We start from the raw sequence: 21,868 nt of genomic DNA on the forward strand, positions 1-21,868 counted from the left end.
GCATTGTATATCTTTTATAAGCTATCTTTAGCACAAAGGTACAATATTACGATTACGGAAATATCGTGATATTATTGGGTGTAAAAATCGCACTGCTCAAGAGATTTTTGTATTGTATCTTTTATGAGAAACGTTAAAAGCAAGGTGGGATATGCTCCCTAGAGCAAATGAGTAAATGAGCCACCACGGTGATATGCATTTTTAAAAAAGTAGGAGGTATCTTTGCTTCAAATTTAATAGGCACATTCTAAAAATAAAGGTTCTACAGACTCATTCCAAATAGAATAGTAATGAGACAAAAATTTTTCAGCATCTGTTTGTTCGATTGCAACAACCTCTTCTAAAGGATTAAGAAAATTTGTTTCATCAAAACCATTTGTATCATACTGTTTGCGATTTTTTAAGCCTTTGCGGGCAATAGCAAGAGCTTGTCGTGCTAACTCTAAAAGAATAGTTTGACGAAAAGGAGTTCTTAACCCTTCTTTAGGAACGCGTTGGCGCAACTCTAAAACTTCTTCAAAACACCAATCTTTTGTCAAAGCCTCTGCCTCATTAAGTGCTTCCCTATCATAAAGAAGCCCAACCCAAAAAGCCGACAACGCACAAATGCGCTTCCAAGAACCACAATCAGCTCCTCTCATTTCTAAAAATCTTTTTAAGCGGACTTCAGGAAATAACGTTGATAAGTGATTAATCCAATCTCCCATGTTTGGAATTGAATTTGCAACTTGTCCTTTTAATGCTCCATTCATAAACTGACGAAACGTTATATGTGTACAATCGTAATAACGACCATCACGAACAACAAAATACATTGGAACATCAAGGGCCCATTCAACATAATCAGCAAAACCAAAACGCTCAGAAAATATAAAGGGAAGAACGCCTGTCCTCTGATTATCCGTATTACGCCAAATTTCAGAACGCCACGACAAAAAGCCATTTGGGCGCCCTTCTGTAAAAGGTGAACTTGCAAATAACGCTGTTGCAATGGACTGTAACTTCATGGATACTTGCATTTTTCGCCGCATATCACTTTCAGATGAAAAATCAAGATTAACCTGAACTGTTGATGTGCGATACATCATATTAAGACCATTATGCCCTACTTTAGGCATATAATCAGTCATAATCTGATAACGTGATTTAGGCATTCGCGGCGTTTCAGCTAAAGTCCACTTTGGACTAGCTCCAAGACCTAAGAAACCGATACCCAATGGTTCTGCAATTTTTTTGAGAAGAGTTAAATGCTCCATCAACTCGTAATATGTATGGACTACTGATTTTAATGGTGCACCAGATAGTTCAAATTGTCCCCCAGGTTCCAAAGAAATGGCTCCCTGATCAACTGATCCTACGAGCCCAATAATATTCTCTTCATCTAAAATAGGTTTCCATCCTAAGGCGCTTTGCATCCTCTCTAAAAGCGCTCGAATTCCCCTCTCTCCTTCATAAGGAACAGGGTGAAAACCATCTTTATAAAACGGAAATTTTTCGTGTTCTGTACCAATACGCCAATCATTTTCTGCTTTATACCCCCCTTGGAAATAGCTAACCAAGGAATCTAAGTTATAAATTTCACTTTCATCAGTTATATCAAGCGCCATAACTTATCGTATCCTATCATTGGTATCATCATCTTAAATGAATTGTTTAGAATGATTTTACAGATTTCTCAATCCATTGCCCAATCCCCCACGGTAGCATTAAGAAGAGCCAAAGCAGCAACAGCGGCAGTGTCAGCGCGTAAAATCCGCGGACCTAATGATATTGGAACCACAAAAGGATGTTTTTTTAAAAATCTCCGCTCTTCTTCACTAAAGCCACCTTCTGGTCCAATAAGGATACCAGGTGTTGTAACGTCACACTTTTTAAAAGAAGGTAATGGATTATGCAATTCGTGCGCTTCATCACAAAAGAATAAAGGCTGTGTTTCATCCCAACGTGCCAAAAGCTCTGCTAATGATAAAGCAGATACGCATTCAGGAAGAGATAAAATGCCACACTGTTCAGAAGCTTCAATAACATTGGCTTCCATACGCGCCATATTGATACGCGTAACCTGCGTATGATGCGTTATAACAGGCTGTAAAATCGATACCCCCATTTCAACAGCTTTCTGCACCATATAATCCAACCGCGCGTTTTTGAGTGGAGCAAAGCAATAAATAAGCTTGGAATGCGTCGTTTGTAATCTTTCTTGATGGATAAGCTGAACCACAACAAATTTTTTTTTAACAACAATAAGTTTAGCAAGCCACTCACCATCCTGTCCATTAAAAAGTAAAATTTCTGCTCCTTCTTTCATACGCAAGACATGCACAAGATAAGAAGCGTGTGCCCCCTCTATCTTTATTTCTTCATTCAAAGCTAATGTCTGTCGGATAAATAATCTTTTAAGTTTATAATTTATACGCATAAAAATTTTGCCAATGCTCGCTATCGTCATCGAGAAAATGAAAAAATATATAGCAAAAAGAAAAAATTATATCTATAGAACTATAATATATTAAAGAATTATAGAGTTTTTTTAGCTTTATGAGATAATAATAGGAACTTATAGATCCTTAAGTGATTCTGCTTTCATAAAAGTTTAAATAATGCACCATTCATCTTTGCATTCAGTCATTGATGCATCCGTGGAGGAAAAATATGTCTGCTAAAAAAGCTACAATTATTACGATTACAACCCTCTTAGCCTTTATTTTGATTACAGTGGGTATTGGTTCTGTTGGAGCAGACGGGAAGCATACAATTACCAAAGATGGCTATGGTATTTCTTCTGGGATTCAATAAGCACTGGCCGACATCTCCTTTAAAATTTTAATGTTTTTTAGCAACTTTTATAAGATTTGCACCAATATTATGAATCTCTTGTATTTGAAAGATTCCATAAGAGGGATTTTTATTCCTCTCTTCAGTCATTTATCTATACCAACCACACTTATAACGGAGAGGACGGTTTTTACTGCTTCATCGCAAACGGATTTAAAATGAGAGAATCTTCCGATAATGGGAACTCTGATTTAAATTTAAAAGACAATTTTAAGTTGCAAAAAGAAGAATTACTATTATAGGATAGAATATTATATAGATGAAAAACAATACTTAATCTGCATCAATGTCTTTTGTGACCCAAAAATTACCAAGATTTTGTCCTTTAGAGTTTAAAGAAAATGTAAAAGGCCATGCAAGGCTATTAGCAAGACATTGGATATCTTTACATAAAGTTTCTGATCTATAGTTTTTGCGTAGTTGTGCCTGTAATATCAATTCATTCTGCTTCTCTTGCGCAATAGCAGTTGCAGTGGTTCCTTGAATAGATAAGCTCAAGTCTGCTGTACGCATTAATGACTCTGTCACTTTCATCATACCTTCTGAAAAGCTTGTCTGAATATCCCAGTGATCAAATGTTGTTGAAAAAGTATCATTCTTTATCAAAAGAAATTGTTGTTTATTTAAAAGTCTTGTTTGTAATTCATTCAAATCATACCCTAAGAGCCGACCAGAAGACATCTTCAGTGTTAATTCACCCTGCATTTTCGTAAAAATTTCTCGCCAAGAATCAGCAAGTGTTTGTACCGTTGCAATAAAATTCGTTTTGCTTTGTATAAATGGAATAAATCCCAAGGTTTCGAAAGTCTCCCGCATATCAATAGAAGCACCTGAAATATTTCCTCCAATACACACTTTCTGTCCAGCTGACGTAAACTCAATATTACTTTGCACGGATCCACCAAAAATATTCGCATGTCCAAGATCAAAAATACCATGCCCATTTCTTATTTGTATTGCAGCAGCTAAATTTGTGAGTGAAATATTTCTTATTTTGGCTTGTGGCGCAGAAAGTCGTATATCCACGCCAAGACGATCAAAAATTGTCATATCAAAGAAGGCATTTTTCTTTTTATCTGAAAAAAATATTGAACCCAAGAGGTTAAGGTCTAGGTTATCAAAGGCTAAAGAGCCCATGATATTTGGTACATAATCTTGAAAATCGAGTTTTAAAGCTCCTCGCGCATTGGATTTCCCCATCGTAAATGTAACATTGTTCATTTGGATATGCATTGGCTGCGCTAAAAAATGAGATTCCCATACAATGGGTATTTTTAATTTATGTCCCCAAAACTGATTTCCACCAACCCAAGACAATGTCTGATTCCATCCAGGAGAACGCATCGATACTTTTCCGTCAAAAATATAATATTCAGATAACCGAGCCTTCCCTATAAAAGTTATTCCCCCACGTACAGAATTGAGACTTGCCCTAATATGACTTTTGCCTCCCGCAAGAAGCAGCAACGCTTGAGAAGCATCAATTGATAACTTTGTAAATTCTCCGCGCCAACGCGCATCTGCACGTAACCGTACTTCCTCAGTCGATTCCGGCCAATCTAAAGTCGCATTTAATCCTGTTATTTTTTCTGCTACTCCTGAAAAACTATCGTGATACACAAGAACACCATTTTTAATGACAATCCGCCCAAAAGGTTGTTTGAAAAGGTGCTCTATCTCTGGGTGTTCAGGATTATGTTTTAATATTTCACGCGTATTGCGTATTGCCAACCCTAATGCACCTTGTGAGCGAGAAAACCGATCAAAAAAATCTGCTATTGTTTTAACAGGCTTTTTCATAACAAATTGAGGACGCATAATCCGCGTCTCTGAAAAAGAAACATATCCCCGAAAAAGATCGACGACAGAAAGATCTACTTCTATTGATTCAGCTTCCATTAATGGCTCAACATCAGCCATTTTTGATGTTAAAGTAACGCCAGAAAGAAATGCTTTAGGATAAGGAAAAAGATGTAACCGCGGTGGATCACGTAAGTGCACATTGTAACCCGTCCATGCACTCAAATCCTGCGCTAAACGAATACGAATCGCATCTGTAGAGATAAGATAAGGTAAAACGAGAATCCCCACTCCAAATAAAAAGATAATTGTAATAAAAATTCCGCTCAAAAATTTTATTATTCTGATGAGCACAATATCCCTCTATATTTATCCCCCTATAACAGATTAAAAACAGACTTAAATGATCATAAAAAGTTTTTATAACCCTATAATTCACTATATCCACTTTGTATCTTCATTATTTTGGTTCTTTATCCAAAATTTATTCAAACAGCAATATTGCTGCTTCCTTATAAAGCAATTATTTAAGAGTCTTCAAAACTATAAATCCACAACATTATAAAACCATTCTTACTGTTCTCATATGAATATTGCTATAAAACTCTATCGTATTATTAGAAAATGCTTTACAAAAAAACAAACAGCCTTACCGAAAGGATCTCTGAATGAATAATATTATCGACGGAAAAAAACTTGCTGAAGAGATTATTGTGAAAGTTAAGGCCGAAACAACTAAGCTTCGCCATCACTATAATATACAACCTAGTATCGCTGTTATTATCGTTGGAGATGATCCCGCAAGTCAAGTATATGTCGCCTCAAAAAATAAAAAAGCCGAAGAATGTGGATTTCTTTCAATCAAACATGTCGTTTCCAAAGAAACGCAAGAAAAAGAACTCCTTCAGCTTATTGCAACATTAAATTCTGATCCCAAAATTCATGGTATTTTGGTACAGCTACCTCTCCCTGCTCATATGAATACAAATCGCATAACACAAGCCGTTGCTTTCCAAAAAGATGTTGATGGTTTTCATTATATTAACGTAGGAAAACTCGCAGCAAATGCACTTGAAGATGCGATTATTCCCTGCACACCGGCTGGTGCCATGATGATGATTGAACAACACTGTGGGCAAGATTTATCTGGACTTGATGCTGTCGTTGTTGGACGCTCTAATATTGTTGGAAAACCTATGGCTTCCCTTTTAACAGCAGCCAATGCCACTGTGACAATTGCCCATAGTCGTACCCGTGATCTTGATGATGTGTGTCGAAGCGCTGATATTCTAGTAGCAGCTGTAGGCCGCCCACAAATGATTAAAAAAGACTGGATAAAAAATGGTGCAATTGTTATTGATGTCGGTATTAACCGCGTTTCTGCACCAGAAAAAGGTATAGGGGAAACACGTCTTGTTGGTGATGTCGATTTTGAAAACGTAAAAGAAAAAGCTGCTGCGATTACCCCTGTTCCAGGAGGCGTTGGACCAATGACAATTGCCATGCTTATGGTTAATACACTCAAAGCCGCCGCGCGATCACACAATCTGCCTATACCAAAATTCTAGAAATTGTAACAATTCCTTGTATATGATTTCATTGTATAGAATTCAGCTTGTTTATTTTTGCATTTTTCATGTCATAAAAACAGATGCCCCTTGATCTGCACGATTAACAGATTGACGAAAAACATGAAAAAGTTCGCGTCCAACACCATGTTCGTTTTTTAAAAGATCAGGAGGTATGATTTTTCGCGCGTTAAATTTTGCTAAATCCTCCAAAAGAGTTAATTTACCCTCATGAACATCAAGAACAACAATATCACCATCTTGTAAACGTGCAATGGGACCATTATCCACTGCTTCTGGTGTCATATGGATGGCAGCAGGAATTTTTCCTGACGCCCCTGACATACGCCCATCGGTTATCAGTGCTACCTTTTGACCGCGATCTTGTAAAACGCCTAAAATGGTCGTTAATTTATGAAGCTCTGGCATACCATTGGCTTTTGGCCCTTGATAGCGAATGACAGCGATAAAGTCTTTATCATGCAATACTCCAGATTTAAAAGATTTTTGTAGTTCATCTTGATCATTAAAAACAAAGACTGGTGCTTTAATCTGCCAATACTCTGGTTTAACAGAGGAAACTTTTATAATAGCTGTTCCCAAATCTCCCGATAAAACACGAAGCCCCCCCTCAGGCTGAAATGGCTTTCTCCACCCTGCTAACACCTTATGGTCACCACTTTCCTTGAGAGCCGCTTCACGCACCACATGACCATCAGCAGAAAGCTTTGCTTCAATTGCATAAGCATTGAGATCTTTACCAAAAACCGTAGAAACATCTTCATGTACTAAACCTGCCTCGATAAGCTCGCGAATAATAAATCCCATCCCCCCAGCAGCATAAAAATGATTGATATCCGCTAAACCATTAGGATAAATGCGCGCTAAAAGAGGTACATGGCATGAAATTTCTGCAATATCATGCCATGTCAATTTAATACCGCAAACAGCAGCCATAGCAATCAAATGAATCGTGTGATTGCTAGAACCTCCTGTTGCATTTAATCCTACAATGGCATTCACAAAAGAACGCTCATCAATGATCATACCAAGTGGACTATAATGATCACCAAGATCTGTCATTTCAAGTACACGTTTCGTGGCTTCTTTTGTTAAAGCATCCCGCAACGGTGTATTCGCATTAACAAAAGAAGCTCCCGGCATATGAAGCCCCATCATCTCCAGTATCACCTGATTAGAGTTAGCGGTTCCATAAAATGTACATGTTCCTGGTCCATGATAAGAACGTGCTTCTGATGCTAGAAGTGTTTGGCGATCTATTTTATTTTCCGCGTAAAGTTGACGTATCTTCGCTTTTTCATCATTACCTTGACCACTTGTCATAGGACCAGCTGGTATAAAAATTCCTGGTAAATGACCAAATGTTAGTGCACCAATCAATAAACCTGGTACAATTTTATCACACACCCCAAGATACAATGCTGCATCAAAGACATCGTGAGATAAGCTTATAGCTGTCGCCATTGCAATTACTTCACGCGAAAAAAGGGAAAGCTCCATCCCCGCATTTCCCTGCGTAACACCATCGCACATCGCGGGAACACCACCTGCAACCTGTGCAACACCACCAACCATACGGGCCGACTCTTTAATTAAGTGAGGAAATTTTTCAAAAGGTTGATGCGCTGAAAGTATATCGTTATATGCCGTGATAATGCCAATATTCCCAACGATATTTCCCTTCAAACGCTCTTTATCTATTGCACCACAAGCAGCAAAGCCATGAGCTTGATTGGCACATCCTAAAAAACTCCGTTTGGGGCGATGAACTCGTGCTTTCGCAATACGATCTAAGTAAATTTCCCGTGTTGATCGAGAACGTTCATAAATCCTTCGTGTAACTGCGGCAATTGTCTTGGAAAGTGCCATATTTCTCTCCCCCTTTCATTGTTTCTTCCCCTCATTCATTGAGAGAGATTACGTTTTTATTCAGTGTCGCATATTCTGATTCACTTATTTCATTTTCTGCAGGCGACCAATAAACCTGCACAAGATGAGGGGAATTACGCAAAATTGCCCGAATAGGCATTTCTATTTCAGACCCTTCTTGACAAGCTTCTTCAAAACAGTCGCGTTTCTGAAAACCTTCAAAATGGAGGATAATACAACGAGATTGCATAATAACTGGCAAAGTTAGTGAGAGTCTTGGCTCAACAGCACTCTTAGCATGAAGGGGTAAAACAAGTGCTTGTGTTCGCAGATCAAGCGCTTGCTTTAAACGATCAGCATCAGGAAAAAAAGAAGCCGTATGTCCATCAACCCCCATTCCTAAAACAACAACATCAAAGGGTTTAGGCAAAGTATTAACACGACTCGCCGCTGAAAAAGCAGCAAGTTCAGCAGTAATTGCTTTATGATAAAGTCCTACAAAACGCGCTTTTTCGGCAAAATTTTGTAACAAGTGACACCGTACCATATGTTCATTTGAACGTTCATCGTGTGTAGGAACAAAACGTTCATCAACCAAAGTGATAATAATATTTTGCCAATCAATATCCGCTTTTGACAAATAATGAAAAAACAATTCTGGTGTTTTACCACCAGACACCGCTAAAACTGCTCTCTTGCGCTCAAGAACAGATACACTAAGCTCTGCGGCCACTCGATCTGCTAGTGCCAAGGCTAAAGTCTGAGGGGTTTCAAAATCTAAACGGTCAATATTCATTCTATACATACTTATTGCTCTAAACTAAATTGTTCCATATACGCCCATCACGTTCCATGAGAATCGTCGAAGCAGATGGCCCCCACGAACCAGCTTTATAGCTATGAAACGGCTGTTTTATTGCTTCCCATCCCTCAATGATTGGATCAATCCAACGCCAAGCAGCCTCAACTTCATCACGACGCATAAACAGTGTTTGATCTCCACGAATAACATCCATTAATAAACGTTCATAAGCATCAGGATTACGTTCAGAAAATGCGGAAGCAAAACTCATGTCTAATGGAATGTGACGAAACCGCATCCCCCCATAACTTGGATCTTTAATCATCAACCATTGTTTTACACCTTCATCAGGTTGGAGACGAATCACAAGCCGATTAGAAACAATTTCATCTAAATCCACATTAAAAATATTATGAGGAATAGGTTTAAAAACCACAACAATTTCAGACATTCGCGTAAACATGCGCTTACCGGTTCGTAAATAAAAAGGCGTATTAGCCCAACGCCAGTTATCAATCTTAACCTTAAGCGCTACAAATGTTTCACTCTTACTCACTCTTCCCAGATCATCGAAATAAGACTCTACAGATATACCATTTGATAGACCAGAAAGATACTGCCCACGTACAGTATGCTGCCCTACATTATGGACATCAAGCGGTGTTAAAGAATGTAAAATTTTAAGTTTTTCATCGCGCACAGCATTAGCACTGTTGGTAAATGGTATTTCCATCGCAACCAAACAAAGTAATTGTAGCATATGGTTTTGAACCATATCGCGTAGAGCACCAGTGCTTTCATAATATTCTGTACGTCCCTCTAACCCTAAAGATTCAGCAACGGTTATTTGAACATGATCAATATAATTGGAGTTCCATAGCGGTTCATAAAGTGTATTAACAAACCGCAATGCCATTAAATTTTGAACAGTTTCCTTCCCAAGATAATGATCAATACGAAAGATCTGCTCTTCATTAAAGGCGCTTGCAAATACATCATTGAGTGAAACAGCTGTTTTTACATCGCAACCAATTGGTTTTTCAATGATAATCCGTGTTTGTGGTGTCACCAAATCATTTTTTCCCAACTTCATCACAATGTCAGCAAAAAGTGACGAACCAACAGCCAAATAAAAAGCTCGAATATCTGCTGAATCTTGTGACAGAAGGAGGGCTAAATCCTCCCACCCTCGATTTGAGGAAACATCTACAGAAACGTAAGTTAAACGTGCAAGAAAATGATTGAGTTCTGTTGAATTCAGATCTTTTGGATGAATATGTTTTTCTAAAGAAATGCGAACAAAATTTTGATATTCTTCATGACTTAAGGAAGTGCGCGAAACCCCAATAATACGTGTTGGCTCACTGAATTGCCCAGCACACTGACAATGATACAAAGCCGGTAAAAGCTTGCGCAACGCCAGATCACCATTGCCACCAAAAACAATACAATCAAAGGAAGAAACTGGAATAATTTTACGCGCCATGAACTTGTTTATTTTTCCATCCGATTATGAAATCCCATATCACTTATAAAAGCTTTCATCATTAAAGCAAACAGAACCTAAATAAGCCATTAATTTTCTTCATTTCAAGTAATGTTTCTATTAAAAACGATCCATTAAAGAAAACCACCGCATTGCTAAAAATATAAGCGGATAACGCAAAACTCTTCCTCCCGGAAAAGATGAAATCTTTAAGTCCTGAAAATGGGCAAAACGTTCATATTTTCCAGTCAACCATTCTGCGTATAATTTTCCCATGAAAGGAGCCAGCATAACGCCGTGCCCTGAGTAACCGCCACAATAAGTCATCCTTGAGAAAAGTTGGCGAACATAGGGCATGCGCTCAACTGTGATGGCAACCGTTGCTCCCCAGCGATGGCTTAAATTGATAGAGTGTAATTGAGGATAAATTTCAGTAATTTGCCGTTTTATACGTTCATCTAAATTTACAGGATGCTTATTATCATAACTTTCTACGCCACCAAATAAGAGACGATTATCAATGCTTTTGCGAAAATAGCGAACCATAAAACGGGAATCATCAACCGATTCCCCGCCTGCGAGAATTGAACTATGCTTTGGTAATGGGTCTGTTGCTCCAATATAAGAGCGAATAGAAACAATTTTTTTTTCAACAAAACGCTCCAGACCAAGTTTATACCCATTTGTTGCAAGTAAAACATGCTCTGCTGTTACACTGCCTTTTTCTGTTATCACTTTCCAATAGGCTCCCTTGCGCCTTACGGTCGTTACTTGTGACTTCTCATAAAGCTTAGCACCAGCTTCTTTAGCTTTTTTTGCCAACCCAATAATCAATTTTAAGGGATTGATATGGCCGGTATCCGCATCATAAATACCACCACAATAAAAAGACGATCCAAGTCGTCTAGATGTTTCAGCCTTATTCATAAAAGTAAGCGCATGATAGCCATAACGCTGCATCACCTCAATATGCCGTTGATAAGAGAGAAGCTCACGCCTTTTATGTGTCACAGAAAGCTGCCCTCTTATCAAATCACATTGACAATTAGGCATCGCGCTTAAAGATAAAATATCTCTTTTAGCTTCTTCTGCTAAATCAAACAGAACCTTACTTCGCTCAAAACCATACTTTTTTTCTAATGATTCTACCCATTGCCGTTGCCCTGTTCCCAGCTGTCCACCATTGCGCCCTGAAGCACCATCACCAAAACGTGATGCTTCAAACAAAACAACACTCACTCCAGCTTTTGCTAAATGATAAGCAGCCGAAAGCCCCGTAAATCCGCCTCCAATAATGACCACATCACACTGTCTGTTTTCACAAAAAGAAGGATAAGAGGGACATTCTTTTAAAGTATCCTCATACCAAGAAATTCCTGGAGAAATTGAATGATAATCTATCATCTTCATAAAATTTAAACATTCAGCAGGAGATATTCACGCTCCCACGGACTAATTACTTCCATAAAAGTTTCAAACTCTTGTCGTTTGATTGCGGCATAAGTACTGACAAACACATCCCCTAAAATAGCCCGTATCGCTGTATCTTGTTCAAACAAATTGACTGCCTCAATGAGCCCACGCGGTAACTCAATATTATCAGCGTTTACATTATTTGTCGCTGGCTCATCCGGCTCAATTTTTTGTTGCAAACCGATAAGACCACACGCTAAAGATGCTGCAAGGGCTAAATAAGGATTCGAATCTGATGAAGGAAGTCTATTCTCAACACGCCGCGCTTGAGGAACAGAACGGGGAACTCGAAAAGCTGTCGTACGATTATCATATCCCCATCGCAAATTAACAGGAGCCGAATTATCAGGGACAAGACGTCGATAAGAATTCACATAAGGTGCAAGCATCACAAGTACCCCTGGCATATGTTTTTGCAATCCACCAATAAAATGGCGAAAACAGATACTTTCTTCACCATTTTCCTGTGTAAAAATATTCATACCGGTTTTCTTATCAACAACCGATTGGTGAATATGCATAGCAGAACCCGGCTGCCCTTGAATGGGTTTTGCCATAAAAGTTGCATACATATTATGTTTTAGAGCTGCTTCACGAATTGTTCGTTTAAACATAAAAACTTGATCCGCTAACTCAATAGGATCACCATGACGTAAATTAATTTCAAACTGACCTGCTCCTTCTTCATGAATGAGGGTATCAATTTCCAATCCTTGAGCCTCTGAAAATTGATAAATATCATCAATCAAATCATCGAATTCATTAACACCAGCAATGGAATACCCCTGTCCACCACCAATTGAACGCCCAGAACGACCAACCGGTGGAACTAACGGATAATCAGGATCGGGATTTTTTTGTACCAAATAAAACTCAATTTCTGGTGAAACAACAGGGCTTAAACCCATTTTTGTATAAAAATGAACCACCGTTTGTAAAACATTGCGTGGCGTATAATCCACAACATGACCATTTTGATACACAAGATCACAAATCACCTGTGCCGTAGGAGCATCTTCCCATGGAACAATGCTTAACGTAGAAAGATCAGGCTCAAGGCGTAAATCACCATCTGCTTTAGGATATTCAAAACCATGACCATCTTCCGGATAATCCCCTGAAATTGTTGCCATAAAAACTGCTGAAGGCAATGCCAATGATGTTTCCGATGTGAATTTTTTAGAAAGCATCATCTTGCCCCGTGGTACCCCTGCTTGATCAGGCGTAATACATTCAATATCTTCTACCTTACGGAAAGCAAGCCATTGTGAAACTTGTTCCCAATTGTGCACACCACGTAAACTTTTGAGAAAACGAGAGACAGGTTTAAAATTTTCACTTTTCGTTTGTTTACCATTTTTTACAGCCATAACATACCAACTTTACAAAATCCTTATTGTATCAGCCCATGCATAAACGACACGAAAAAAATTTATCAACTGATATTTTTAAAGAATACTACAAGATTCATCAAGGTAAAAGAACTTTACGCTCAACAAGCTATCCTATCAAACATAGTGAAAAATTGATATTGCACACGATACATCGGTGCGAACCTTCTCCTTATATAAAACAGCGAGAAACACCATAGTGGACGCAACCTAATTTCGATTCAAATAATCATACATAAGCAAACATTGGCAAGCATCATAAAGACGAGATATTTAATTTTCTTTTGGCCGTAGAAATGCTTAACTAAAGGAAAATGAACTTTTCTTTCAATATGAAGCAAGTTTTGTAACCTCTATTGTTATTCACATAGAAGAAAACAGCCTAGGATAATGAATAGCTATGCCTTTACAACTAATGCTTACAAACCCTCACCCCGCCGTAATATGCGTAAATGTATTTTCAGGATAAGACATACGCTCAGCATTTCCGACATGAAACTTAACCATACCCTGCATAATAGAGCTATCAACCTTGTTCTGAGCGGATATCTATAGACTCTGCATTTATATCAATTCCCACCGCTTGACATTGCACTTCGCACACAATATTTAGAGCTGAAAATACAGTAGAGCATACCAAATCCAATAGATAGGATTTTTTGTTAATTGCGCCATGCGTGATCCAACAGTTGATAGTCTCCAACCCACTAGGAGGTGTGTTATTTATATCTAAAAAGTCAAAAAATCAGGATATGAGAACACAATAATATCAATTTCCTTTGAACTAACGTTCTTCATCGTCGATCTTCTACCATCATAAAATCTTTTTTGTATCAGTTGCTTTCACATACTTTGACTTATGATCTAGTGATACTGTGCAGATTGGTACACATCCCCAGAGCCAAGATTGTAATTAAGTTCGTACCATTCTGATCTTTTATAGAGCTAATATTTGAAAATAAATAACCATAATCTTCAGATATAATACGCCTAGGTTCAATAATTACCGTCAGCTTATGTAAATCACAACCCAATTGTGATAATGCCTCATAAATTTTACGAGGGTATTCGTCATTGACCGTCACGGCATCGCAGAACGCTGTGGACGTCGGATATCCCTCGCCTAGACTGATAAAACTTTTTTGATCCTTCAATGCGTAAATATCCTTTCCAGCCTTAGTTAAGGTGGATACTATCAACTCAGTCGAATTCAAATTAGAGCCCACATGCAAAGGCACCCCATTAAGCCTAATCCTATTGGATTCTAGCAAAGATAATGCGGCACGTAGTTCCGCCGCAGTCATACCAAAACGCGATCTATCCCCGTTTGCCAGTACATGGCACAATCTCAATGAGATTTTAGGCAATATGTCAAAATGGTGGGCAAGAACGATGATGTCATGTAATTCGATAATATATCACACTGGACATTTATATGTTTTGTAATAGATAATTCTATCTCTTCTCGAAGTTTTACAGGGATATTTAAAAATATATCTCTACCCTCAAAATCATCTTTTTGCGCTAATGATATTTCATAACCAGACGCAAATTCCAAGCCCCAGCAACATGACAATGATGCCCCGCACGTCCATTAAAATACCTTGCTTTTTCTCACCCTAGGCATTCATAGCCCGACCACGTAAAACAGGATACCAATTACAATATCAGACCATAAGGCTGCAAGAGAAAGTTCTTTTATATTTTTATCTTTATATTGCCTCTTAAACAAGCTAGCCTGTTCATATAATAAGTTATATGTATAATACATATAACTTCTACAAAAGGAGGATTCATTATGTTCCGTGAAAATCTTTGGTAATACACTCGGGTGATTGGGTCACCAGTCGCTCGTCAATAATATAGTGCAAGTTAAGAAATTGGGGGGTAAGCTATGCAACTCGTGGATCATCCTTTTGTAAAATTCGATCAACTCAAGCCGATTTACAACTTCACATATCCGTTATTTCGCACTATTTCAAATGAATTTTACGATTACCTAGACTTTAATAAACTAGCGCAAAGTAAACAGATTCCACAAGCGCGTACCATTTCTCTTTATTTGCATATTCCCTTTTGCGAAACCATCTATTCCTTCTGTCCCTTTCAGAAAGGGGCCTACAAGCACGTTAAGCAAATCGAATCTTATATGTCAGCGCTTACCACAGAGATCAGAACCAAAGGAAATTTCATTCGCTCGCTTAGAGGGCCCATCCGCAGCATCTATATAGGGGCGGCACACCGTCGCTTTTGTCCGCAGATAATATCCGACACATCGGAAAAGTATTGCATGCCGAATTTGAGCTCTCTTCCTTAACCGAGTTTACACTGGAAAGCGAACCGAAGAGCGTCACACGTGATAAACTTTATGCTGCCCGTGAGATCGGCGTTAACCGGATCAGCTTCGGTATACAGAGTTTCATTGAGCGTTTCCGATCATTGTTTAACCTCACCTCAACACGTGAACAAATCAACAATACCGTGGCTTGGTCACAAGAGATCATTGGACTTGTCGGTTTCGACCTACTATATGGCATGCACAGCCAGCAAACTGAAGAACTATTATACGATTTGAAGCAAGCCAGCGAGCTTCATCCTGAAACCATCAACCTCTATGCAATCAACAATCTGGCTATCACGTCGCAACTGCATAAGTCTTACGCACAAAAAGGGCTAAAGCCATCCAGCTTACAGCATCGACAGATGCTTCGCTTATTTAGCGACATCGTTATGCGCAGCTGCGGCTATGCACCGTGTAATGGGCATTCCTATATCAAAATTGCCAATAACACTCCTCTAACGCTCGCTAAAACGAGTTCAGCTAATTATTTCCGCTATCACAAATATTTGCATGGTTATCATGACGATTATGTGGTTGGCTTCGGGGCGTCAGCAATGTCGATTCTCGGCTCACTCGTCACACGAGCCAATCCTAGTCGAAGCGAATACATTACCGACATACAACTTAAAGGCAAATCCAAAGTATACTACAATTGGGTATCAGCGGAGCAACAAGCCTCCAAGGCTTTGTGTATGCGGCTACCTTATAACGGTTATGCCAAAAAAGAAAGAATTGACTGGACCGCACTCCCCTCTTTCGTATACAATAACCTACAACAGCTCATAGGTGCAGGTCTCATCGCAGAAAGTGATAACGATCTCCAGCTGACTCAGCGTGGTTGGCAATGGTATTCCAACCTTATGTATTTTCTTCTACCTCAGGCAGATAGGAATATCTTGGACGGCTATGTCGCAAACATGCTGAATACAACCGCCGTACTTGATGGACCAGCGGAAACCTGTGTGGCATCTTAAGGAGAAAAGAATGTTCACGCTTTTTGCCAACAAGAACATACGCTATTTTTGCCTAACCGTTAGTCTGCTCGCCTTACTCAGCGGTGCTTTGCGCACTGCCATCCCGCTATTAGCAAGACAATCTGGATATGGCGTAGTCGGAGTAAGTTGGGCGCAAGGTCTCTTCTCATTAGCGTGGCCAATTTTCGGTATCCTTGCAGGCGCTTTACTTGATCGCTGCGACAAAATAAAACTTGCCACCTCGGCTCTCCTCATCTTCATGCTACTGCATATTGTACTGTTCGTACTGCTTATGATACAGATTGCTCCAGCCGAACAAATTTTCTTCTATGCAACCATTGCTGGATTCATCGTCGTTTCTGCCGAAGCTTATATAATGACGATTCCACCACTGATCATGGAGGGAGAGCGATTGATGACCTTCTACTCAATTGTCTTGTTTTTAGATTTCGGGGTCTCCTATTTTTTTGCCCCAGTCATAACAAGCAGCATTTTAGCGCATAGCACACTGCTATTTCTTGGCCTGTTAATCGTGCTTTTTATCACATTGATTTTTACCGCTCGCCATGCTGTTCCAACATCGCCAACACTTGATAAAGAAAACATCACTTTCCGTTATATCATTGCCGGCTTTCGTTTCATTTTTTCAAATCGGCATCTTACCTCCCTTACATTACTCACATTCTTTCTATCGGTGGTATTTGGAGCATTCCTAACCTCGTTCATCTTCTTCGTTACCGACAGTCGGTATCTGGGCCTACATAGCAGCCAATATGGCGTGATGTTTGCAGCCTACGCGCTTGGTACAATGGCAGGTGCCCTATTTGCGCCGCGTATACGCTATGCACCGGTGCGCCTAGCTGTTCTCACTGACGGTTTAGGAACGGTTGTCTTGCTGCTGATTCCAGCTTTTTCAAAAAGTGCTGTCGTCGTATGGGGCGTCACCTTTATTGCTGGCGTTGGAGCAAGCTTATGGTTTATTGGTGTTACTGCCTTCAGGCAGCGCCTCACACCAAAGCAACTTCTCGGGCGAGCTAATTCTGCTTTTCGGGTGATCGGCTATGCTGGAATGCCGGTCGGAAGCTTTTTGGTCGGCGTCCTTGGTTCTTTTATATCATTGCAGTTTGCTGCCGCCTTTATCGCTGGACTACTATTGGTGGCTATCGCGATAACGCTTCCATTTCTTTGGCAGGCTGATCATATAAACACCCCCAACCCTGCCACGAGGTAACGGCTGCTTTTTCAAAAAGACACGGTCAAAAAAGGCACACATACCCTATTACGCAATCGATTGATCTGTTCTTTGGACGAGGAAATTATAACCGTAATGGCTGATAGAGCCAGCGGCACTAATGAAAGCAGCCGCGTTAAAGGCAAAATAGCCCCTTTACGTTGCATTGGGCGCTGATCTCAACGCCTATATGAAGGATGCAGAGAGCTTATAGCGTACGGATCGCAATTCTTAACTAAAAACTCCGCCCTAGCAATGCCCACTTATACTCCAGTTAATCTGTCACCCGCTGGACATCTAAATGCCTCACCCCTTTACTGCTCCTCAAAATACATTTTGCTGCACTTACGCGCCGTATTCTTCCTTTGTAATTAAAAGAGCAGCCCTCCTTTCCTAATTTAGGATCTCTGCCTACACAACGCAGCAACAGATGCGAACATATATGCAATCACGCCTTAGGACCTGCATAACAGAAAGCTGAGTTCGAGAGATTCATAAAGCCTATATCCCAATAAATGTGCCACTCAATCTACCTTTTAAAAGGGCGGCTTTATATAAACCGTTAGAGCAAACTATGAAATCCTTCGGTGTATTAGAAATAATTGGCGGTTTTTACCTCAGACCAATGTTGATTGACTTTTACTCGTGCATATACGCAAGCGGTGCTCCTCTTTTCTCAGATAGAAAAGACATAATCGTTACAATCTGATCTATTATTGTTTGAAAATAAAGAAAAAGTATCAGTGTGACCAATGATATTGAAGAGCTATCTCATTATGTGGCTGTACTTAATTACGGCATTGGGAAGCTAGACACGCAATCACCCATTTCTGCGCGCCTTCTGCATGATATTCATAAGATTTTATTACGCGGTAAACGCGGTACGTCCAAAAGCCTTGGCGAATTTCACAAAGCACAAAATTAAAAATTAGCTTGGCGGTACGCAACTAAAGACAGCGTCATTCGAGCCACCCACTCCTACCACAGCCCCTCTCACTCTCTCTACCATCATCCCCCGCTTAGAATCGCGCCAACTCATCACCGGTGCCTCGTTAAACACCACACCAGTCTCAAGGGCAGTAAAATGCGCCTTGCCGTATTTAATCTTCAGCATTTCTTTAAGGCGCAAATCAAACTCGCTATTCGTTCCTTTTGTTTCCAGTACAAAATAAAGCTTTTGCGCGCCATCTCACTCTAAAACACCTCCAAATCCAGCGTTTAAGAGCCTATGAGCGTCACGATTTTAAAGCTTCTTGGTAATTTAAAAAATAATTTTACTTCGGAGGCATTATCATTAATTTTGCGCAAATTCTTTCTCAATATTACTCTTATAAACCACATGATCATATACACTCTTCTCACTCACCAGAGCTGTACGCTCTAAATTAGCCAAAAGTTGGCTACTTGCAAAACATTCTTGCACACTATAGTCTTGGTCAGCTAGTTTTAAATATTTAATACCAGCAATAGTAAGATTGACATACGCTTTATCGAGGATTTCCTCCGCGCACTCTAAAAAAGCTTGCGTTTTTTTTGCAAAATCTAATACGCGCCCACTATTTAGCAAAACATCAATATCATAAGCCTCTTGATATGCTCGTTCGCGATATTTCTGGCTAATAGCCGCACAATCATTTGGCGCATTCAAATCAGTAAGCATCTCTACTAAAAACGATGGATAGCCATTAATTTCGACTCAATCCATATAAGATGTCCCACACACTATTTTTTTCCTGTGTCTTTATGTAAGTCATAGGCAGGGTTCTGTTTAACTGTATCTTCACTTTCAAACCTCCTCGTCTTTTATTAACTTTTTATCAGTATAAAGCCAGGCCAAATTAAGCGGGATAATTAAACATATACAAAGAAAGGCGAAACAAAAAGCTGCTTCTATACAAACATTATTCGCCAACAAACCAATCAGCACAAGCGCTAAAATACCAAAAATACGCGCAAGAAAACTAACAATGGATAAAATCGTATTTGCATTCTTTTGTTGAATATGTTTAAAAAATTCTGCTTCAAACTGCGTCATAGGGACAGAAAAAAAACTGTGAAATACAGTGAATAAAATAATGGGGCCCAACTATTTGCAACGAGAAGCAGAGCAAGCATAACAACAGCACTCAGGACGAGTGAGCACAAAGTTATCGCCATAGGAGCATATTTTTGCATAAGATATTTAATTACAAAGCGATTAAATAAGTATTTTACGAGAGTATAAGACACAAAGCACAGGCCAAGAATAAGAATTTTAGTCTTTCCTGTTGCATTGTCTAATACTCCTGTTTGTCCCAAAATAAAAGGTTGCCAAAAATGAAATATTGGCTGCAATGCAGCAACAATAAAACCACATATCAATATATAATATAACCCGATTTTTGAGGTAACTAAATAAGCAAAAGCTTCTGTTGCATGCAACAAAGAACCCGATTTTATTGGCTGACTACCCGAAACGGATACAATAGCTATCCCCGTCACCCGACTAAACAAGAATACAAGCACGAGAAACCCGAAAGAACAAAAATAATATGCCGACTGATAATTATCCATACACAAAACAATAAGAACACCTAGCGCACCAGCAACCGTATTCATGAATGCCGTTAGTTCCCGCTTATAGGCGTTTACTTGGTGGTAGATCAAACTACCCTTGTAACCACCGCCGTCGATTAAGCCTTTAATCCATGTGCTATCAGCGCCAGAACATAAAGCAAAGCCTAAAGCATAAATAATTTCTGCCGGAATTAAGACAAAAAGATTAGGCGCGTAGATACATAAAAAGAAAAAGAGCGAAAAAAAGAAACATGATAAGATAACATTTTGTTTAACACCGATTTTATCTCCTAAAATCCCACAAGGCACTTCAAAAATACAAATAGCCACGCTAAACACAATTTGCAATAAAGCTAACTGTGTTATACTAACGCCCATAGACAAGAAAAAGAAAGCATGGAAAGAACCTGTAATTAGCCGAACCCCGCTCATTGCCGCACAACCATAAAGCAGCTTTTTAACTTCATAATCTATCGTCATTAATATATCCAAAAGCTATAAAGCTAGCAGCTTTTTTGCCGCCAGCTTTATATATTTTAAAACCTCAATTCAGAAAGGAGCGTCGAGCAGTCATTTTCTGCTCATTTGTTTGGGCTTTAAGCTAAGTAACATCACCCCGCTTAATTTGTATTTTTCAGTGGTTTATACACATTTTTAGTTTTCATAACTTTACCTCCTGTATTAAATAAAAACAATTAAATTTCACATGAAGTACACATTATAGCTACTTTTTAGCTAGCTTTTGTCAATTTATTATTTTGATATAAAAAGTTTGGCTGTCCTCCCCGCGCCTAGGTTTAAGTATTTCATGCACCAATCATTCTGCAACAACCACCGCAGCACTTGAAAACTCATGCGCCGCTTCAGACAAAGTAAGCTTATATTCACGCCAATTTGTCACCGGCTATGCACTACACTCAAAACTCATCTCAAGAGTCGCAAAATGCGCAAAATAAAGCTTTTGTTCGCCCTCACGCTCTAATACCGCCCCATCTGGTGTGTAAGAGCCGATTGGTGTTTGTAGCTTGCCAGCGTGTTTTGTATAATTTGCCAGTAGATTTTGTAGCAATTTATTTTGTTTCACATGATTTTTAAGGGGTTCTCAAAGGGTCTTCAAAGACCTTTCAAAGGTCATTTAAAACCTCTTTAATGAATCTTTTTCTCTTCTGCTAAAAATCACAATTTGAGATGATCAATTTCTTAGCCGGAATCGCATTGTTAGAAAAATAGCACGAAGATGTGGTGATCTCTTTTAGCGTAAATTGACTGATAATTTTTTTCTATCCCATGCCCATTATTCAAGCCCATTATTAAAAAGAGAAACGTTTAAGCAATTCAGTCAACTTGCCTTTTTGATTTTCTGTCACTCAGAGGTTTCCTTTTCTCCTGTTTTGTTTCCCTTGTCTGGTGCTTCAAGTGTAATTTCTGTGGTATATCCGCTTTGCTTTTCATAGCAGTGGGTGACGGTAGAAGCTTTCCATGGTCCATTGATTTGTCCACGGAACCCTTGAAGCAGCAACG

The 21,868-nt window shown here is 39.2% G+C and carries 18 protein-coding genes and 2 pseudogenes; 5 read left to right on the plus strand and 15 right to left on the minus strand.

From position 1 onward, the window contains the following. Positions 1 to 233: 233 nt before the first annotated feature. Complete coding sequence (locus PVV60_RS03015) at positions 234 to 1,607, minus strand: glutamate--cysteine ligase (RefSeq protein WP_273723033.1); 1,374 nt, start codon at positions 1,605 to 1,607, stop codon at positions 234 to 236. A 68-nt stretch (positions 1,608 to 1,675) separates the two neighbouring features. Next, positions 1,676 to 2,419, minus strand: coding sequence for a 16S rRNA (uracil(1498)-N(3))-methyltransferase (locus PVV60_RS03020; protein WP_273723034.1), 744 nt, complete (start codon positions 2,417 to 2,419; stop codon positions 1,676 to 1,678). Between the two features lie 233 nt (positions 2,420 to 2,652). Between PVV60_RS03020 and PVV60_RS03025 the strand changes: the two genes are divergently transcribed. After that, complete coding sequence (locus PVV60_RS03025; RefSeq protein ID WP_012754785.1) at positions 2,653 to 2,796, plus strand: hypothetical protein; 144 nt, start codon at positions 2,653 to 2,655, stop codon at positions 2,794 to 2,796. Positions 2,797 to 3,108: 312 nt separating this feature from the next. On the opposite strand, the gene PVV60_RS03030 is transcribed toward PVV60_RS03025, so the two are convergent. Then, complete coding sequence (locus tag PVV60_RS03030; RefSeq protein ID WP_273723036.1) at positions 3,109 to 4,989, minus strand: AsmA family protein; 1,881 nt, start codon at positions 4,987 to 4,989, stop codon at positions 3,109 to 3,111. Positions 4,990 to 5,303: 314 nt separating this feature from the next. Between PVV60_RS03030 and folD the strand changes: the two genes are divergently transcribed. Beyond that, on the plus strand, positions 5,304 to 6,203 hold the full coding sequence (gene folD / locus PVV60_RS03035; RefSeq protein WP_273723037.1) for a bifunctional methylenetetrahydrofolate dehydrogenase/methenyltetrahydrofolate cyclohydrolase FolD: 900 nt from the start codon (positions 5,304 to 5,306) through the stop codon (positions 6,201 to 6,203). Between the two features lie 66 nt (positions 6,204 to 6,269). Here folD and edd read toward each other — a convergent pair whose 3' ends face one another. From edd to PVV60_RS10830, 6 genes are all read right to left on the minus strand, one after another. Next, on the minus strand, positions 6,270 to 8,093 hold the full coding sequence (gene edd, locus PVV60_RS03040; RefSeq protein ID WP_273723038.1) for a phosphogluconate dehydratase: 1,824 nt from the start codon (positions 8,091 to 8,093) through the stop codon (positions 6,270 to 6,272). Between the two features lie 31 nt (positions 8,094 to 8,124). Continuing rightward, the gene (gene pgl, locus PVV60_RS03045; protein ID WP_273723039.1) at positions 8,125 to 8,898 is read right to left on the minus strand and encodes a 6-phosphogluconolactonase; all 774 of its coding nucleotides are present in this window, start codon (positions 8,896 to 8,898) and stop codon (positions 8,125 to 8,127) included. Positions 8,899 to 8,908: 10 nt separating this feature from the next. Beyond that, the gene (gene zwf / locus PVV60_RS03050; RefSeq protein WP_273723041.1) at positions 8,909 to 10,381 is read right to left on the minus strand and encodes a glucose-6-phosphate dehydrogenase; all 1,473 of its coding nucleotides are present in this window, start codon (positions 10,379 to 10,381) and stop codon (positions 8,909 to 8,911) included. A 120-nt stretch (positions 10,382 to 10,501) separates the two neighbouring features. Then, positions 10,502 to 11,785: an FAD-binding oxidoreductase gene (locus tag PVV60_RS03055; protein WP_273723059.1), complete on the minus strand. Its 1,284-nt coding sequence runs from the start codon at positions 11,783 to 11,785 to the stop codon at positions 10,502 to 10,504. 11 nt (positions 11,786 to 11,796) lie between these two features. Further along, on the minus strand, positions 11,797 to 13,224 hold the full coding sequence (locus PVV60_RS03060) for a glutamine synthetase family protein (RefSeq protein ID WP_273723043.1): 1,428 nt from the start codon (positions 13,222 to 13,224) through the stop codon (positions 11,797 to 11,799). A gap of 878 nt (positions 13,225 to 14,102) precedes the next feature. Beyond that, positions 14,103 to 14,612: a hypothetical protein gene (locus PVV60_RS10830; protein ID WP_404977292.1), complete on the minus strand. Its 510-nt coding sequence runs from the start codon at positions 14,610 to 14,612 to the stop codon at positions 14,103 to 14,105. An 883-nt stretch (positions 14,613 to 15,495) separates the two neighbouring features. Here PVV60_RS10830 and PVV60_RS03065 point away from each other — a divergent pair. From PVV60_RS03065 to PVV60_RS03075, 3 genes are all read left to right on the plus strand, one after another. Next, the gene (locus PVV60_RS03065; protein ID WP_273723044.1) at positions 15,496 to 16,560 is read left to right on the plus strand and encodes a coproporphyrinogen III oxidase; all 1,065 of its coding nucleotides are present in this window, start codon (positions 15,496 to 15,498) and stop codon (positions 16,558 to 16,560) included. 10 nt (positions 16,561 to 16,570) lie between these two features. After that, positions 16,571 to 17,791 (plus strand): MFS transporter, encoded by a 1,221-nt coding sequence (locus PVV60_RS03070; protein WP_273723045.1) that lies wholly within the window; start codon positions 16,571 to 16,573, stop codon positions 17,789 to 17,791. Between the two features lie 778 nt (positions 17,792 to 18,569). Beyond that, on the plus strand, positions 18,570 to 18,716 hold the full coding sequence (locus PVV60_RS03075; RefSeq protein ID WP_273723047.1) for a hypothetical protein: 147 nt from the start codon (positions 18,570 to 18,572) through the stop codon (positions 18,714 to 18,716). A gap of 135 nt (positions 18,717 to 18,851) precedes the next feature. Here PVV60_RS03075 and PVV60_RS03080 read toward each other — a convergent pair. From PVV60_RS03080 to PVV60_RS03105, 6 genes and pseudogenes are all read right to left on the minus strand, one after another. Next, positions 18,852 to 18,962: pseudogene (locus PVV60_RS03080) on the minus strand (hypothetical protein); the annotation flags it as partial. A gap of 123 nt (positions 18,963 to 19,085) precedes the next feature. Beyond that, positions 19,086 to 19,439, minus strand: coding sequence for a hypothetical protein (locus PVV60_RS03085; protein WP_273723049.1), 354 nt, complete (start codon positions 19,437 to 19,439; stop codon positions 19,086 to 19,088). A 138-nt stretch (positions 19,440 to 19,577) separates the two neighbouring features. Next, on the minus strand, positions 19,578 to 19,826 hold the full coding sequence (locus tag PVV60_RS03090; protein ID WP_273723051.1) for a hypothetical protein: 249 nt from the start codon (positions 19,824 to 19,826) through the stop codon (positions 19,578 to 19,580). Further along, the gene (locus PVV60_RS03095) at positions 19,823 to 20,827 is read right to left on the minus strand and encodes an MFS transporter (protein WP_273723052.1); all 1,005 of its coding nucleotides are present in this window, start codon (positions 20,825 to 20,827) and stop codon (positions 19,823 to 19,825) included. The genes PVV60_RS03090 and PVV60_RS03095 overlap by 4 nt, the downstream gene beginning before the upstream one ends. Before the next feature lie 424 nt (positions 20,828 to 21,251). Next, complete coding sequence (locus PVV60_RS03100) at positions 21,252 to 21,416, minus strand: hypothetical protein (protein WP_273723055.1); 165 nt, start codon at positions 21,414 to 21,416, stop codon at positions 21,252 to 21,254. Positions 21,417 to 21,710: 294 nt separating this feature from the next. Further along, positions 21,711 to 21,868: pseudogene (locus PVV60_RS03105) on the minus strand (late control protein); the annotation flags it as partial.

It is taken from the genome of Bartonella sp. AU18XJBT (assembly GCF_028618595.1).
Lineage (GTDB): Bacteria > Pseudomonadota > Alphaproteobacteria > Rhizobiales > Rhizobiaceae > Bartonella.